The sequence below is a fragment of the Brevundimonas sp. AVps7 genome, assembly GCF_058681545.1.
Genome location: NZ_CM178742.1, coordinates 886,864 through 901,572, shown reverse-complemented (window position 1 = coordinate 901,572; position 14,709 = coordinate 886,864). Strand labels below are relative to the sequence as shown.

Annotated in this window: 16 protein-coding genes; 10 read left to right on the top strand and 6 right to left on the bottom strand. The window is 67.9% G+C overall.

The window, feature by feature from the left end:
- The first annotated feature begins 165 nt into the window (after nucleotides 1-165).
- The 3 genes from ACW17Y_RS04530 to ACW17Y_RS04520 all read left to right on the top strand — a co-directional run bounded on the left by ACW17Y_RS04530 (nucleotide 166) and on the right by ACW17Y_RS04520 (nucleotide 3,288).
- Nucleotides 166-1,731 carry a sulfotransferase gene (locus ACW17Y_RS04530; RefSeq protein WP_492037587.1) on the top strand — a complete coding sequence of 522 codons (1,566 nt, stop codon included), beginning with the start codon at nucleotides 166-168 and terminating at the stop codon, nucleotides 1,729-1,731.
- 22 nt (nucleotides 1,732-1,753) lie between these two features.
- Complete coding sequence (locus ACW17Y_RS04525) at nucleotides 1,754-2,170, top strand: protein tyrosine phosphatase family protein (RefSeq protein WP_492037586.1); 417 nt, start codon at nucleotides 1,754-1,756, stop codon at nucleotides 2,168-2,170.
- 215 nt (nucleotides 2,171-2,385) lie between these two features.
- Entirely contained in the window at nucleotides 2,386-3,288 is a 903-nt protein-coding gene (locus ACW17Y_RS04520) for an MBL fold metallo-hydrolase (protein WP_492037585.1), read from the top strand.
- Here ACW17Y_RS04520 and ACW17Y_RS04515 read toward each other — a convergent pair.
- Complete coding sequence (locus ACW17Y_RS04515) at nucleotides 3,273-3,944, bottom strand: DUF1499 domain-containing protein (RefSeq protein ID WP_492037584.1); 672 nt, start codon at nucleotides 3,942-3,944, stop codon at nucleotides 3,273-3,275. The genes ACW17Y_RS04520 and ACW17Y_RS04515 overlap by 16 nt on opposite strands.
- Nucleotides 3,945-3,947: 3 nt before the next feature.
- A complete protein-coding gene (locus tag ACW17Y_RS04510; protein ID WP_492037583.1) occupies nucleotides 3,948-5,594 on the bottom strand; it encodes a long-chain-fatty-acid--CoA ligase in 1,647 nt (548 codons plus the stop codon).
- Between the two features lie 177 nt (nucleotides 5,595-5,771).
- Here ACW17Y_RS04510 and ACW17Y_RS04505 point away from each other — a divergent pair, with 177 nt between their 5' ends.
- From ACW17Y_RS04505 to ACW17Y_RS04495, 3 genes are all read left to right on the top strand, one after another.
- On the top strand, nucleotides 5,772-6,365 hold the full coding sequence (locus ACW17Y_RS04505) for a hypothetical protein (RefSeq protein ID WP_492037582.1): 594 nt from the start codon (nucleotides 5,772-5,774) through the stop codon (nucleotides 6,363-6,365).
- A 27-nt stretch (nucleotides 6,366-6,392) separates the two neighbouring features.
- Complete coding sequence (gene udk / locus ACW17Y_RS04500) at nucleotides 6,393-7,046, top strand: uridine kinase (RefSeq protein ID WP_492037581.1); 654 nt, start codon at nucleotides 6,393-6,395, stop codon at nucleotides 7,044-7,046.
- 157 nt (nucleotides 7,047-7,203) lie between these two features.
- Nucleotides 7,204-7,749 (top strand): TetR/AcrR family transcriptional regulator, encoded by a 546-nt coding sequence (locus ACW17Y_RS04495; protein WP_492037580.1) that lies wholly within the window; start codon nucleotides 7,204-7,206, stop codon nucleotides 7,747-7,749.
- Here the strand turns inward: ACW17Y_RS04495 and pdxH are convergent.
- Complete coding sequence (pdxH, locus tag ACW17Y_RS04490) at nucleotides 7,746-8,420, bottom strand: pyridoxamine 5'-phosphate oxidase (RefSeq protein ID WP_492038240.1); 675 nt, start codon at nucleotides 8,418-8,420, stop codon at nucleotides 7,746-7,748. The two genes, ACW17Y_RS04495 and pdxH, sit on opposite strands and share 4 nt — an antisense overlap.
- A gap of 67 nt (nucleotides 8,421-8,487) precedes the next feature.
- On the opposite strand from pdxH, the gene ACW17Y_RS04485 reads away from it, so the two are divergent.
- The 3 genes from ACW17Y_RS04485 to ACW17Y_RS04475 are packed head-to-tail and all read left to right on the top strand — an operon-like array spanning nucleotide 8,488 to nucleotide 10,636.
- The gene (locus tag ACW17Y_RS04485; RefSeq protein ID WP_492037579.1) at nucleotides 8,488-9,216 is read left to right on the top strand and encodes a DnaJ C-terminal domain-containing protein; all 729 of its coding nucleotides are present in this window, start codon (nucleotides 8,488-8,490) and stop codon (nucleotides 9,214-9,216) included.
- A gap of 12 nt (nucleotides 9,217-9,228) precedes the next feature.
- Nucleotides 9,229-10,314 carry a chorismate synthase gene (gene aroC / locus ACW17Y_RS04480; RefSeq protein WP_492037578.1) on the top strand — a complete coding sequence of 362 codons (1,086 nt, stop codon included), beginning with the start codon at nucleotides 9,229-9,231 and terminating at the stop codon, nucleotides 10,312-10,314.
- Between the two features lie 49 nt (nucleotides 10,315-10,363).
- A complete protein-coding gene (locus ACW17Y_RS04475) occupies nucleotides 10,364-10,636 on the top strand; it encodes a hypothetical protein (RefSeq protein ID WP_492037577.1) in 273 nt (90 codons plus the stop codon).
- A 1-nt stretch (nucleotide 10,637) separates the two neighbouring features.
- On the opposite strand, the gene queE is transcribed toward ACW17Y_RS04475, so the two are convergent.
- Both queE and queC read right to left on the bottom strand, forming a co-directional pair.
- Nucleotides 10,638-11,273, bottom strand: a complete 636-nt coding sequence (gene queE / locus ACW17Y_RS04470; RefSeq protein WP_492037576.1) for a 7-carboxy-7-deazaguanine synthase — start codon at nucleotides 11,271-11,273, stop codon at nucleotides 10,638-10,640.
- On the bottom strand, nucleotides 11,270-12,004 hold the full coding sequence (gene queC / locus ACW17Y_RS04465) for a 7-cyano-7-deazaguanine synthase QueC (protein WP_492037575.1): 735 nt from the start codon (nucleotides 12,002-12,004) through the stop codon (nucleotides 11,270-11,272). The genes queE and queC overlap by 4 nt, the downstream gene beginning before the upstream one ends.
- 204 nt (nucleotides 12,005-12,208) lie before the next feature.
- On the opposite strand from queC, the gene ACW17Y_RS04460 reads away from it, so the two are divergent.
- Entirely contained in the window at nucleotides 12,209-13,840 is a 1,632-nt protein-coding gene (locus tag ACW17Y_RS04460; RefSeq protein ID WP_492037574.1) for a response regulator, read from the top strand.
- 29 nt (nucleotides 13,841-13,869) lie between these two features.
- On the opposite strand, the gene ACW17Y_RS04455 is transcribed toward ACW17Y_RS04460, so the two are convergent.
- Nucleotides 13,870-14,646 (bottom strand): LytTR family DNA-binding domain-containing protein, encoded by a 777-nt coding sequence (locus ACW17Y_RS04455; RefSeq protein ID WP_492037573.1) that lies wholly within the window; start codon nucleotides 14,644-14,646, stop codon nucleotides 13,870-13,872.
- Nucleotides 14,647-14,709: the final 63 nt, after the last annotated feature.

Below are 14,709 nucleotides of genomic sequence, written 5' to 3'. Positions count from 1 at the left end.
CTCCAGTTTCGCAAATTGAGCCCCCCGGAGGGTCCGCCCAATGCCCCGTCGCAATCAAACATCGCGACTCCCTGACGGAACTGTAATGTTCATATCCATTACGTCCACGTAAATGCTTCAGTCCGGCCACAATGCCGCCCAAACTGTCACCGTTGCGCCACATCCTTGAAACATGGCCGCAAAGGTAAGAAGGGTGTCGGCCCTCAGCCCATTCCCGCGCGGGACAGGAAACGCTCGTTGTCGCTCACCCTACGCCCCGCTCCACCGCCAACTCCGGCTGATCAAGTGAACGCGGCCCTCGCGGCCTTCCAGCGAAGGGACCGGGACACCGCAGCTGCCCACCTCGCTCAGGCGGTGAAAACCGGCGCCGATTTCGGGGCGAAGTGGGGCGCAGTCTCCCGGCTGGCATCGACCATCGGCGCCATTTCCGTCGCTCTGACGGCGGCCGAACGCCACGCGCGGGTCAATCCGGCCGACCCGGGCCCCCGACTGGCCTATGGTCAGATGCTGGCTCTGCACGGCCGGGTCCAGGCCGCCTGCGACGTGGGGCGCGCCCTGACCATCGAGCAGCCGAAGAACTCTGCGGGTTGGCATTTCCTTGGCACCTGCCTTGCCCAGGTCGGCGATACCGCGGCGTCGAACGCTGCACTTCGTCAAGCCATGTCGCTGCACACCGATGCCTCGGCCATGGCCTGGTCGTGGCAGGCGCTGGCCGAGTCCAAGACGTTCGCGGAAGGCGACCCCGACCTGCAGTCGATGCTCGACCTCCTGCGGCGGCTCCCGAATGGACCTGCGGGCGAGGAAGCGCGCAGCGTGCTTCAATATGCACTGGGCAAGGCCTGGGATGATCTTGGCCAAATCGATGGGGCATTCGCGGCCTATGCCGAAGGGGCCGCGGTCATGCAGAGACTTCGGGGCTACAATGCCGCAGACACTGACGCCTTCGTCGATCAGGTGATCCAGGGATGGACCGCTGATTTCGCAGCACGGCTGCCCGCAGTGACGGCCCGGTCGAACAGGCCGATCTTCGTGTTCGGCCTGCCGCGCTCGGGCACCACCTTGATCGAGCAGATTCTGGTCAGCCACGCAGATGTGACTGACGGCGCCGAGATCAATCATTTCAGTACGGCGGCCATGCAAATCCAGGGCTTCACACCGGCTGCGGTGGCGACGTTCGCGGCGTCGCGAGGCGCCGCGGGCTTCGACGCCATCGGCCGGGCCTATCTGACGATGCTTGACGAGCGGTTTGGCGCCGAGGGCCGGATCGTGGACAAGACCCTGAATCACAGCCGCTACCTGGGGCTGATCCGTCACGTCCTGCCGGATGCACGCTTCATCTGGCTGAAACGGTCTCCCGGTGCGGTGGCCTGGTCCTGTTTCCGCACGCGTTTTTCACAGGGCGTGGACTGGAGCTGGTCGCAGGAGGACATGGGCCTCTACTTCCGGGGCGAGGACCGCTTGCGGGAACACTGGGCGGACCAGTTGGGCGACGCCGTGCTTACTGTTGCCTACGATGAACTGGTCGGCGACATTGAGCCGTGGATCGACCGCATCATCCACCACGTCGGCCTGCCGCCCCAGGCCGGGCTCAGCGACTTCCACAAGACCAGGCGCGCGGTGACGACTGCCAGTTTCGCCCAGGTGCGGAAACCGCTCTACACCAGTTCACGGGAAGCATGGCGGCGCTACGAGAGCCACCTGGAGCCCTTCTTCAAGGCCTATCACGGCTGAACGCCCTAGCAGGAGCGCCCGCATGCTCACCCCCTACCAGACCCTGGACGCCAGGACGTTCGTTGCGCCCCAGATTGCCCTGGACAGTCTCGCAGCTTACGGCGACGCCGGTGTCGTTGTCGTGATCAGCCATCGTCCGGACGACGAGGACCCCGGTCAACCCTCGGCCGCCGAGATGGCCGACGCGGCAGCGGCCGCGGGGTTGCGATTCGTACATGCTCCTGTTCGTGGTCTTCCGGACGCGGCGGCTGTGACGGCGACAGCGGCGGTCCTCGCGGCGCTCGAACATCATGAGCGTGTCCTGATGTTTTGCCGATCAGGCGCCCGCTCTGCTATGGCCTGGGCCCTGGCCATGCGGTCGCTCGGGCATGGTGAGCCTGACCAGCTGCGCGACGCTGCCGCTCGCGCCGGCTACGACCTCAGCCGGCTGCCGCTCTAGCGCTGAATCGCGACGCGCGTGGCATAGGGTATGGGTTCAGGATCACCGCAAGACGCCAGAACGAGTTGCGCCGTCATGAGACACAGGATCGCCGCCGCGATGGGCTGGAGCCGATTTGAGACACTAAAGGCGATGCTTTGGGCCACGGGGTACGCTCCGGACAGGATTTACCTCTCGTTAAGGCAAGGTCCGGGCCGGTCTTCGGAGACGGCGTCTTGATCCCGTTCGTGCGTGTGTTCGACTTCGCCCGGGGCCGCCGTGACCAGGTCTCGCCCCTGATCCAGCGGGTGATCTGTGACAACCCGGGACCGTTCACCTTCACCGGCACCGGGACCTACATCGTCGGGCGGCCGGAGGACGGAGCGTCGGTCGCCGTGATCGATCCGGGCCCCTTCGACGAGGCGCATCTGCAGGCTCTTCTGAATGCGGTCGCGGGCCGAACGGTCAGCCAGGTGCTGGTGACCCACACCCACCGCGACCACTCTCCCCTCGCCCGGCCGTTCGCCGATCGGGTCGGAGCGCCGGTGCTGGCCATGCGTCCGCCCACGCGGGCAACCCACGCATCAGGCACGCTGGACGAGGAGGAGGACGAGGTGTTCGCGCCAGACCTGATCCTGTCAGGCGGCGAGCGCATCGAGGGCGACGGCTGGACGATGACCGCCATGGCGACCCCGGGCCACGCTTCCAACCACATGGCCTTCGCGCTGAAGGAGGAGAACGCCCTGTTCTGCGGCGACCACGTCATGGGCTGGTCGACCACCGTGGTCGCGCCGCCGGACGGGAACATGTCGGACTATATGCGCAGCCTCGACGCAGTGATCGCCGCCGGCTTCTCGACCCTGTGGCCGACACACGGTGCGCCCGTGACCGACGTCGCTCCCTTCCTCGCCGCCTACCGGGCGCACCGGCTGGAGCGCGAGGCGCAGATCCTGTCACGGATCCGGGCGGGCGACCGGACGATCGCGGAGATGGTCCCGGCCCTCTATGCCGCCGTGGACCAGCGCCTGTGGCCGGCCGCCAGCCTGTCGGTGCTCGCCCACCTGATCAAACTTGTCGGCGAGGGCCGGGTGACGACCGATGGGCCGCCAGGTCTCGGCTCGACCTACGGAGCAGCCTGAAGCGCGGCGACCAGCTTCGCGGCGACCTTGCAGGTGGCGCCGCCGTCAGTGTGGTCGTAGCGGGCGACGACGCGGACGTCGGTGCGGCCCGGACGGATGCGAACCACAGCCTCGTGGCCCATCCCGAACCAGAAGCCGTCGCGAACGCCGCGCGAGCGGAACAGCTGGGACTCGGTGACAGAAAAGCCCGCCGCCTGGAGGGCCTCGGTGGCCTTCTCAGGCGCAACCTGGGTCATGACGGCCTGCACGTCCGGACAGGCGACCGGCGTCCCGCTCGCGCCCGGCACCGCCGGCGGCTCGGTCAGGTCGGTGGCGACATCCAGCGGCCCGGCGACCGCGATTGTCCGCGACTGGACGAAGAAGGCGGCCGCGACCGCGAGGCTGACAATCAGGATGGCGATGCTGGGCAGACCCAGCCGCCCGAACTGCGGCAACGACAGCACCACCGTCAGTATCGCGGCCCCGACCGCCACCCCGGCGAGACCCCAGGCGACCTTCAACGTCAGGACGTCAAGTCCGGTGTCCAGCGAGACGAAGCCGTTCCGCGTCAGCAGCACGGCGATGAAGGTCAGCAGAGGCGCCGCGACGGCCAGCCCCGCGGCGATCCGCACCTTGCCCATGCCGCCCTTCAACCGCGAACGCGGGCCGCTGGCCATGGCTCAGACCCGCTCGGGCGAGATGGCGCCAGGCAGGGTGTAGTCCTTCAGCCGCTCACGCAGCAGCTTCTTGTCGATCTTGCCCGTCGCGCCCAGCGGGATGTCGGCCACGAAGACCACATCGTCGGGCATCCACCATTTCGCGATCTTGCCGACCAGGAAGTCGAGGTGCTCCTGCTTGTCCTCGGTCTCGCCGGGCTTCAGCTTGACGACCAGCACGGGCCGTTCGTCCCACTTCGGGTGAGCGGCGCCGATGACGGCGGCCAGTTCGACCTTGGGGTGGCCCACGGCGATGTTCTCGATCTCGATCGATGAGATCCACTCCCCGCCCGACTTGATCACGTCCTTGGCGCGGTCGGTGATCTGCATGAAGCCCTGTTCGTCGATGGTCGAGACGTCGCCCGTGTCGAAGAAGCCCTCGTGGTCGAGGATGTCGCCGCCCTCGTCCTTGAAATAGCCCTTGGCGATGGTCGGTCCCTTGATCATCAGACGGCCGTAGGTCGTGCCGTCGTGCGGCATCTCCTGACCGGCGTAGTTCTTCAGCTTCAGCTCGACGCCCAGGGGCGGGATGCCCTGTTTGACGCGCCACTTCATGCCCTCGTCATAGGGCAGGGCCGCCAGTTCGGGGGTCAGGTTCGACAGGGTGCCGATGGGCGAGGTCTCGGTCATGCCCCAGCCCTGCAGGACCTCGATGTCGAACTCGTCATGGAAGGCGCGGATCAGGCTCTCCGGCACGGCTGAACCGCCGATCAGCACCTTCTTGACCGAAGGGATCTTCAGATTGTTCTCGCGCAGATGGGTCAGCAGTCCCTGCCACACGGTCGGCACGGCGGCCGAGAAGGTGACCTGCTCCTGTTCAATCAGTTCGTAGATGGCCGCGCCGTCCATCCGGGCGCCCGGCATGACCAGGCGCGCGCCCGAGGCCGGGCCGGCGAAGGCGATGCCCCAGGCGTTGGCGTGGAACATCGGCACCACGGGCAGGATCACTTCGGCGGGCGACGGAGCCAGTACCGTCGCCTGCATGCCCAGCAGGGTGTGGATGAAGTTGGACCGGTGCGAATAGAGGACGCCCTTGGGGTTTCCCGTCGTGCCGGAGGTGTAGCAGAGGCCGCAGGCCGTCTGTTCGTCGAACCCGCCCCAGACGCAGTCGTCGGACACGCCCGACAGAACCTGCTCGTAGCATTCCGCCTTGGGCAGTTTGGTCGCCGGCATATGCCATTCGCCGGTCATGACCACGACGCGCTCGACCGACGGGCAGTGCGGCAGCACGGCCTCAAGCAGGGGCACGAAGGTCAGGTCAACGAAGATGATCCGGTCTTCGGCGTGGTTGATGATGTAGATCAGTTGTTCGGGGAACAGGCGCGGGTTCAGGGTATGGCAAACGGCGCCCATGCCCATGATGCCGTACCAGACCTCCATGTGGTTGCCGGTGTTCCAGGCCAGGGTCGCGATCCGGTCGCCCGGTTTCACGCCCCATTCCTTGAGCACGTTGGACACCTTGCGGGCGCGGCTGTGGATCTCGGCATAGGTGGTGCGGACGATCGGCCCCTCGACCGAGCGGGTTACGACCTCGCGGTGACCGTGCCAGTTCTTCGCGTGGTCCAGGATCCGATCGACCGTCAGCGGCCAGTCCTGCATCAAACCGAGCATCGCATTCCCTCATTGCCCCGGCTGGATGCAGGGCTTGAGATCACGCTAGCCGAGGTAACCGCCGATAAGCAACGTGACGCTAGGTCACCGCGAACGCCGTTCCGGGCTTTGCCGTTGCGTCCGTTTGGCTTTTGCCCTCTGTTCCCGTCCCTGAGACATCGAAAAGGACGCCCGGACATGCGTATCGCCACCCGCACCGCCCTCGCCTTCGCCGCCCTGACGGTCCTCGCCGCCTGTGATCGAACCCAGACGCCGCCGGTCGCCGCAGAGCCCGCCGCGCCTGCGGCCGCGACCGCCGAAGGCGCACCGACGCCGGCCCAGTCCGCCGGCGGCCTGGCCATCGAGGGCGAAGGCCTGCGACTGTTCGACGCCACGGGCGCGGCCCGCGCCATCCCGTTCGGCACCCCCCAGGCGACCGCGATCGCCGCCGTCGCCGCCTCGGTTGGCGGCGCTGCGCCGCAGGTCACCACCAACGAGGAATGCGGCGCCGGCCCGACCCAGTTCGCCGAGTTCTCCAACGGCCTGCAGTTGCTGTTCCAGAACGAGACCTTCCAGGGCTGGTTCGTCGATGAGGCGGGCCTGACGACCGTCGATGGCGTCGGCGTCGGCTCCACCCGTGCGGCGCTGGAGGATTCCGGAACCGTCGAGATGGTCCCGGACTCGACTCTGGGAGCCGAGTTCTCGCTCGGTGAGATGGGAGGTTTCCTGAGCGCTCCAACGGCCGGTCAGGTGGACTCGCTCTACGCCGGCCTCACCTGCTTCTTCCGCTAATCGTCACGGGTCTCTAGAAGGCCCGCCATGACCATTCTGATCGCGATCACCGGCGGCTCCGGCTCGGGCAAGTCCACCCTGGCCGAGGCCCTGGTCAGCGCCCTGCCTCCGGGCGCGGCGGCGCTGATGCGCGAGGACTCCTACTACCGCGATGCGGCCTCCCTGCCCGGCTTTGACGCGGCGACCTTCGATTTCGACGATGTGGCCGCCCGCGATCACGAGCTTCTGTACGATGACCTCACCCGGCTGAAGGCGGGCAAGCCGGTCACCGCCCCCGTCTATTCCTTCATCCACCACGGCCGCGAACCGGACGGCGAGCCCATTCCCGCCGCCCTGGTGGTGATCGTGGAAGGCACCCATGTGCTGTGCACGCCTCCGGTCGCCGACCTGTTCGATATACGGGTCTTCGTCGACACTCCCGCCGACATCCGTTTCATCCGTCGCCTGCTGCGCGACCAGGCCGAACGCGGCCGGACGGCGCAGTCGGTCATCGACCAGTATCTGAAAACCGTGCGTCCGGGCCACGAGCGCCTGACCGAGCCGTCGCGGACGCGCGCGGACTTCATTATCGCCGACGCCACGGCCGCCGTTCGCCTCGACGATCCCCAGGCCGTGGTCCGTCTGGCGGCGCCGGTTCTGGCCCATCCGCTGCTGGCGCACCTGAAACCTGTCGAAACCTGACGATTTCTGAAGTGACATCGCCAGCTTGAGCATATCGGCTATCGATTGCAGTCTGATGCAAGCGAACGCCACTACGCACCGAGACGGAGTCAATTCCGCGACCTCGGTTACCGACCCCCGACGCGACAACATCGTTCGCGAGGCCAGACGCCATTTCATGTCCGAGGGCTATGCGGCGACACGGATCGAGCCCATCGCCCGCGCAACCTCGGTCTCGACCGCAACCCTCTACGGCTATTTCCCATCAAAGGCCGACCTGTTCTCGGCGGTCATCGCCAACGCATCGGACGATTTCGCTGAACAGATGAAGCGTGTCCGCTGTGACGAAGGCGACGCCCGGACCCGGCTGACCCGGTTCGCCATCGCCTATGCCGGCTTTATGGGCGATCCATTCGTGCGGTCGGTGTTCCGCCTGGTGATGGCCGAGCGCCCACGCTTCCGCGACGTGGCCATGGGGTTCTTCGAGAAGGGCCGCCACGACTTTGGCCGGCCGTTGATCGAGGCGCTGACCGCTCTGGCGGCGAGCGGCGATCTGCGTTTCGAAAAGGGGTCCTGGGCGGCCGGTCAGCTGATGGGGATGATCGAACATCCCGTCTTCTTCATGCCCCTGGTCACCGGCGACGAGGTCCAGCCCGCACGCTCGCCGGAATTGATCGCAGCGGACGCCGTCGAGACCTTCCTGGCCCGCTACGGAACCGGCTAGGGCTGAAGCCGGGTCCGCGTCCAGCCGTCGCCGTCCCGGCTGAACAGCAACCTGTCATGCAGACGGAACGGCCGGTCGCGCCAGAACTCCACCGCCTCGGGGATCACCCGCCAGCCGGTCCAGCGTTCAGGCCGGGGCACGTCCTGTCCTTCGAACCTCGCCGTCTCGCGCGCCACGGCCGCCTCCAGATCCGAACGGCTCTCAAGCGGCCGGGACTGGTCCGAGGCCCAGGCGCCGATCCGGCTCTCGCGCGCCCGGCTGGCGAAATAGGCGTCGGCCTCCGCCGTGCTGACCGGCTCGACCGCTCCCCTGACCCGCACCTGACGGCGCAGCGACTTCCAGTGGAACAGCAGGGCCGCGCGCGGCGTGGCGTCCAGCTCGACGCCCTTGGCGCTCTCGCGGTTCGAATAGAAGGTGAAGCCGCGCGCATCGACGTCCTTCAGCAGCACCATCCGGCTGTCCGGCGCCCCAGCGGCGTCCACGGTCGACAGGGTCATGGCGTTGGCGTCGTTCGGCTCGTGCCCCTTGGCCTCGGTCAACCATTCGACGAACAACCCGATCGGCTCGGCACGGTCAAAGATCGTCTCGTCCCCGTTGGCGGCGAGGGCGGCGGCATAGTCGCGGGCGTATTCGTCGCGGGTCGGGCTCGGCGGAATGGCGGCATTGGTCATGGCGCGCATATAGCAAGGCCTGGACCGACCTGCACGGTTAACCCGGCATTGACCATGGGTGCGGCCTATGGGGCGGATGATCGCGCCCGGCCCCAGCCTGAACGAAGCCTTCGCCGTCCTGGGCCTGCATGGCCCGGCCGAACAGGCCGCCGTGACCCGCGCCTTCCGCCTGGCGGTCAAGAGCGCACGTCCGGACCAGCCCGGCGGCGACGCGGAACGCTTCCGCCGCGTCATTTCCGCCTATCGCCTGATCCAGAACACCGGGGCCGCCCGCCCCGCCCTCGCGGCGCCGGTCCAGCGCCCCGCCGCACTACCGGTCGTCGGATTGACACCGGTTCAGGCGGTCTCTGGCGGCGACGCCACGGTCCGCCTCGGCGACCGCACCCTGCGTGTCCACGCCCCCGCCGGGATGCGGACGGGCGAGCATCTGCGCCTCAAGGGAGGCGCTGTGGACGGCTCCGATCTCTACCTGCCCGTCCTGATCCGTCCCGCCGATGGCCTTGCGGCGCTCGGCGACGATCTCTTCATGAGCTGGCAGGTGCCAACCCGTCTGTTAAGCGACGGCGGTCGGGTCGAAATCGACACCCATGCGGGCGTTCGCGGCGCCTGGGTTACGCCGGGCCTGACCGATCCGGTCCGCTTGCGGCTGCGTGGACTGGGCCTACCCGCACGTGGCGGTCGCCCTGAGGGCCATCTGTTCGTGTCCCTGAAACCGTCCGAGGACGCCCCCTCCGCCGCCGAGGACCTGCTGGCCCGCTTCACCCGCGTCTGGACGCCGGACCGCCTCGCGGCCTAAGCGTCACGGGCGATGTCTCACAACACCTTCGGCCATCTTTTCCGTGTGACGACCTGGGGCGAGAGCCATGGGCCTGCAATCGGCTGCGTCGTGGACGGATGTCCGCCGTTGATTCCGCTCACAGAGGCGGACCTCCAGCCCTGGCTCGACCTGCGCAAGCCCGGCGGCAGCCGCTTCGTCACCCAAAGGCAAGAGACCGACGTCGCCCGCATCCTGTCCGGGGTCTTCGACGACGGAGCCGGACCGGTCACCACCGGCGCCCCCATCGCCATCCACATCGACAACGTCGACGCCCGCTCGAAGGACTATGGCGAGATCGCCCGCGCCTATCGGCCCGGCCATGCCGACCTGACCTACCAGACCAAATACGGCGTCCGTGACCACCGCGGCGGCGGTCGCTCTTCCGCGCGTGAAACAGCCAGCCGTGTCGCCGCCGGCGCCGTGGCGCGCCGCGTGTTGGGCGACGGCATCGTCATCCGGGCAGGGGTCGTCCAGCTCGGTCCGCACAGGATCGCCCCCGAGGCCGTCGACTTCTCCGCCGTCTACGACAACCCCCTGTTCGCCGCCTCGGCCGAGGTCGTGCCCGAGTGGGAGACCTACCTAGACAGCGTGCGAAAGGCGGGCTCCTCCATCGGCGCCGTCGTGGCGCTGGAAGTCACGGGCGTTCCGGCCGGCTGGGGCGCACCGCTCTACGGCAAGCTCGACGCCGAACTGGCCGCCGCCATGATGTCGATCAACGCGGTAAAGGGCATCGAGATCGGCGCGGGCTTCGGCTCGGCCGAACTGTCGGGCGAGGAGAACGCCGACGAAATGCGACTGGGTGCGGACGGTGAAATCCTGTTCGGCTCCAATAACGCGGGCGGCGTGCTCGGCGGCATATCGACCGGCCAGCCCCTGACGGCTCGCGTGGTGTTCAAGCCCACCTCATCCATCCTGACGCCGCGCCAGACGGTGACCCGCGACGGGACCGAGACCGACGTGCGCACCAAAGGTCGTCATGACCCCTGCGTCGCCCTGCGCGGCGTTCCCGTGGTCGAGGCCATGGCGGCCTGCGTCCTCGCCGACGCCATGCTGAGGCACCGCGCGCAGGTGGGCTGATACGGCTCGGGTCATCTTCCGTTCACCCTGTTCGGGCTAGATGCGCGCCATGACCAAGACGCTGTCCCGCACCGCCGCCCTCGCCACCGTCCTGGCCGGCTCGCTCTTGCTTCAGGGCTGTCTGGTCGGGGCCGTAGTCGGCACGGCCGGCGCCATCGTCGGCGGCACGGCCCGGGCGACCGGCGCCGTCGTCGGGGCCGGCGTCGACGCCGTCACCACCTCTGACGAGGAAACCCGCGCCCGCCGCGAACGCGAACAGCGCGACTACGACCGCCAGCAACGCCGCTGCGAGCAGATGCGCGCGCAGGGCCGCAACTGCTGATCTAGCGAACGCCTATGTATTTGTGGGTCTGGACGCTGAGCCGCCATTTCGGGTGGCGCAGGCAATAGTCCATGGCCGCCGCCGTGTTCGCCGCCTGGTCCGGTCCGTCCATCGGCTGCAGCCAGAAGCGCTCGAAATCCAGATCGTCGAACCTATCCGGCATGGCCAGGGCCTGCGGATAGACCAGCTTGAGCTCCTGCCCTGACGTCTGCACCACCGGCGCCGCCGCCTTCGGACTGACGCAGATCCAGTCGATGCCATCGGGCGCGGGAAGCGTGCCGTTGGTCTCCACCGCGATGTCGAAACCGCGCCCATTCAGGGCCTCGATCAGCGGCGCGTCGAGCTGCAGCAATGGCTCCCCCCCCGTGCAGACGACCAGTTTCGGATCACCGTCGCGCCCGATCCAGAATGAGGCGACATGGTCCGCGAGCGCCCGCGCGTCCTTGAACTTGCCGCCGCCGTCGCCGTCCGTGCCGACGAACTCGGTGTCGCAGAACGAACAGACGGCCTCGGCCCGGTCCTGCTGGCGCCCGCTCCACAGATTGCAGCCGGCGAAGCGCAGAAACACCGCCGGGCGACCGGCCTGACCGCCCTCCCCCTGAACCGTCAGGAAGGTCTCCTTGACCGCATAGGTCATCGTGACGTCAGCCAGTCGCGCCAGCCGGCGGCGCGAAGTTCGCAGGCCGGGCAGTCGCCGCAGCCATAACCCCAGTCATGCCGGTGCTCGCGGTCGCCGCGATAGCAGGTGTGGCTCTCTTCAACGATCAGCTCGACCAGCGCATCCCCTCCGATCCCGTGCGCCAGCTCCCAGGTCTGGGCCTTGGTCAGGTACATGAGCGGCGTTTCGATCGGCGACGGTTTGTCGAGACCCAGCGTCAGCGCCCGTTCCATCGCGTTGATCGTGTCGCGCCGACAGTCGGGATAGCCCGAGAAGTCCGTCTCGCACATGCCGCCGACCAGCACCGCCAGCCCGCGACGATCCGCCAGCGCCGCCGCGCAGGTCAGGAACACCAGATTGCGCCCCGGCACGAAGGTGTTGGGCAGTCCGCGTGCGCCGACCTGTATGGCCCGGTCGGTCGTCATCGCCGTCTCGCCGATGGCCCCGAAGCCGGTCAGGTCGATGACATGGTCGGGGCCGAGCCGGCCGGCGAACTGGGGCAGGACTTTCGCCATCCCGTCCCGCACCCGCAGGCGCGCGGCCATCTCGACCGCATGCCGCTGGCCGTAGTCGAAGCCGACGGTCTCCACCCGCTCGTAGCGTTCCAGCGCCCAGGCCAGGCAGGTGGCGCTGTCCTGTCCGCCGGAAAACAGAACCAGGGCGTCGTGTGCTGTGTCGTTCGCCAGGGTCAGGATTTGGGTTTCGGTCATGACGGGCCTGCGGTCGGCCTTTCGGCCGCGCGCATCGGGTTCAGTACAGGGGTGAATGGTTGCGGAGCCTCTACACCAGACCCGTCGATCTCGCAAAAAAGACCGGCGTCATCTGACTGGCGAAAACGGACTGTTCCGCCACTTAACCCTTTTGCAAACGGTTATCCCGCATTGTCCACCGGTACCACGGGAGTTTCGGCCAGTATGCCGACGATCGAAGTTCTGACGGAACGCGCCGAACCGGTCTTGCCGACGACCTCGGCGGCCGAGATTTTCGCACGCTTCCAGCGAGAGCCTGACACCCTCGTCATTCCGGTTGTCGAGGACGACCGCCCGGTGGGCCTGGTCGAACGCAACGCCTTCCTCCTCAAGATCGCGGGCCCCTTCGGCCATGCCCTCTACGCCAATCGCCCCGTCTCGCATGTGATGGATGTCGAGCCCGCCGTCGTCGATGCCGGGGTCCGCATCGACGCCTTCTGCGACATCCTGATCAAGAGCAGTCCCGGCTCGCTGATGCGCGGCTTCATCGTCACGCGCGGCGGTCGCTATCGCGGCATCGGCACCGCCGTCTCCCTGCTCCAGGCCGTCAACGAACAGCAACGCAGCCAGAACGCAGAGCTCGCCGAGCAGTCGCGCGCCCTGACCGACAGCCGCACCCAGGCACTCGCCTCGGCCCGCGCCAAGAGCCAGTTCCTGGCCATCATGAGCCACGAGCTGCGCACGCCCATGAACGGCGTCCTCGCCGTCGCCGAACTGCTGCGTCGCCAACCGCTGAACGACGCGGCTCACGCCCACGTCCAGACCATTGTCGATTCCTCCGAAACCCTGCTCCGCATCCTGCAGGACGCGCTGGATCTCTCGCGCGCCGAAGCGGGCGAGCTGGAAATGACGCCGGTCCCGACGCCGCTCCGCGCCCTGGTGGACGACATCGAAGCCATGTGGGCGCCGCGCGCGTCCCAGGACGCCGTCCGCCTGATGGTGGGCTATGAGGGCGACACCGAACTGACGGCAGACATCGACGGCGTCCGCCTGAAACAGGTCTTCAACAACCTGATCGGCAACGCACTGAAATTCGCCCGCAACGGCGTGGTCGAGGCCAGCCTCAAGGCCTGGTCCGAGAATGGCCTGGTCCGCATGGAGGCCCGCGTCCGCGACGACGGGCCGGGCGTGGACGGCGGCCGTGTCGACGCCATCTTCGAACCCTTCGTGCACGGCTCGGGTCCCGACGGCGCGGGCCTCGGCCTGTCAATCTGCCGCCAGATCGTCGACCGTATGGAGGGCCGCATCTGGGCCGAGAACAACGCCGGTCGCGGCGCCACCTTCGCCTTCGACGTCTCCGCCCCCCTGTCCGAGCCGGTCGAGCAGAACGCCTCCAACGTGTCGGCCCTCGCCGAGCTGGAACTCCAGTCCAATCCTCACATCCTGATCGTCGACGACAACGCCACCAACCGCGTGGTCGCCCAGGCCCTTTGCGAGATGTTCGGCTGTTCGTCCGAGACCGCCGAGGACGGCGTCGAAGCGCTGGAAGCCGTGCAGGCCCGGCCGTTCGATCTGATCCTGATGGACATCAAGATGCCGCGCATGGACGGCGTCCAGGCGACCCAGGCCATCCGCGCCCTGACGGGCCCGGAACGCGACATCCCCATCATCGCCCTGACCGCAAACGCCGACCCGGACGACGCCAGACACTATCTGTCGATCGGCATGGCCGCGGTGGTCGAAAAGCCGATCAAGCCGGAACGCCTGCGCATGGCGATGAATGCCGCCCTGGCCGAGCCTGCAGAGGTCGAGGTCGCGGCGCCGGCGCCCGCCACCCGAAAAGGTCGCGCAGCCTAGGGGTCAGTCCACAGCGTCGCCGCAACCCTCTAGAACCAGCCCGCCTCCTTCAGCACTGGCCCGTGCGTCCGGCTCACCGGCGCCGTCAAGCCGCCGACCAGGCGGATTTCGCCCGCGCCGCGCCGCCAGCGCACAGCCTCCACCGCATCGGCCGCGACCCACCATGACCGGTGAACGCGCCAGCCATGGGCGAGCGCCAGTTCTTCCAGGGCGTCGGCGAACCGCAGGGTGATCAGCTCGTCGCCGGCGTCGGTATGGACCTTCAGATAGTGGTCGTGCGCCTCGATCGCGATCAGCCGCGCCCCGCGACGCTTCGCAGAAAGCCGTCGCCGGAACGTCGCCTCGGCCTCGGGAAGAGGCGCGGCGATGACGGTTCGGGTCTCGACACGCGCGGGCGTGCGCCGCCAGACAAGAGCCCGGACGACCATTACCGCCAGCAGGATGGGCCATACCTGCCAGAGCAGCTCCAGGTAGCCCGACCAGCCAAACGGGCCACCGGCAAGCAGGTGTTCGGTGGTCAACACCAGCAGCGACACCGCTGGTGTCATGAGCACCGAGCCCACAGCCACGCGTCGCCAGGTCCCGACGATTCTCCGCCTCAGCAGTTCGTCGCCCGCAAACCCGATCAGCCCGCCGCCGACCATGCAGATCATCCAGTAGATGTAGCGCCACACGATCGGGACCTGATCTGACCCGAACGGTCCCAGAAACCCCATCATCAGGCCGATCACGACCAGCAGGGCGAGGTCGATGCCCCACCGCCGCGTGGTCGCCGTTTCGCCGGCTCCTGCCGCCTCTCCGTCCATGCCCGCCCCGTTCGCGCAGCCCCGGCGCCACTCGCGAAGCAGGGCCTAGCGAGCCGTCGTTCG

Excerpts from the sequence above, each read along its gene's own strand:
- ACW17Y_RS04485 (WP_492037579.1), top strand. The coding sequence starts at position 8,488 with ATGGGGCGGATGATCGCGCCCGGCCCCAGCCTGAACGAAGCCTTCGCC.
- udk (WP_492037581.1), top strand. The coding sequence starts at position 6,393 with ATGACCATTCTGATCGCGATCACCGGCGGCTCCGGCTCGGGCAAGTCC.
- queE (WP_492037576.1), bottom strand. The coding sequence starts at position 11,273 with ATGACCTATGCGGTCAAGGAGACCTTCCTGACGGTTCAGGGGGAGGGC.
- ACW17Y_RS04515 (WP_492037584.1), bottom strand. The coding sequence starts at position 3,944 with ATGGCCAGCGGCCCGCGTTCGCGGTTGAAGGGCGGCATGGGCAAGGTG.
- ACW17Y_RS04475 (WP_492037577.1), top strand. The coding sequence starts at position 10,364 with ATGACCAAGACGCTGTCCCGCACCGCCGCCCTCGCCACCGTCCTGGCC.
- aroC (WP_492037578.1), top strand. The coding sequence starts at position 9,229 with ATGTCTCACAACACCTTCGGCCATCTTTTCCGTGTGACGACCTGGGGC.
- queC (WP_492037575.1), bottom strand. The coding sequence starts at position 12,004 with ATGACCGAAACCCAAATCCTGACCCTGGCGAACGACACAGCACACGAC.
- ACW17Y_RS04525 (WP_492037586.1), top strand. The coding sequence starts at position 1,754 with ATGCTCACCCCCTACCAGACCCTGGACGCCAGGACGTTCGTTGCGCCC.
- ACW17Y_RS04455 (WP_492037573.1), bottom strand. The coding sequence starts at position 14,646 with ATGGACGGAGAGGCGGCAGGAGCCGGCGAAACGGCGACCACGCGGCGG.
- ACW17Y_RS04460 (WP_492037574.1), top strand. The coding sequence starts at position 12,209 with ATGCCGACGATCGAAGTTCTGACGGAACGCGCCGAACCGGTCTTGCCG.
- ACW17Y_RS04505 (WP_492037582.1), top strand. The coding sequence starts at position 5,772 with ATGCGTATCGCCACCCGCACCGCCCTCGCCTTCGCCGCCCTGACGGTC.
- ACW17Y_RS04510 (WP_492037583.1), bottom strand. The coding sequence starts at position 5,594 with ATGCTCGGTTTGATGCAGGACTGGCCGCTGACGGTCGATCGGATCCTG.
- pdxH (WP_492038240.1), bottom strand. The coding sequence starts at position 8,420 with ATGACCAATGCCGCCATTCCGCCGAGCCCGACCCGCGACGAATACGCC.
- ACW17Y_RS04495 (WP_492037580.1), top strand. The coding sequence starts at position 7,204 with ATGTCCGAGGGCTATGCGGCGACACGGATCGAGCCCATCGCCCGCGCA.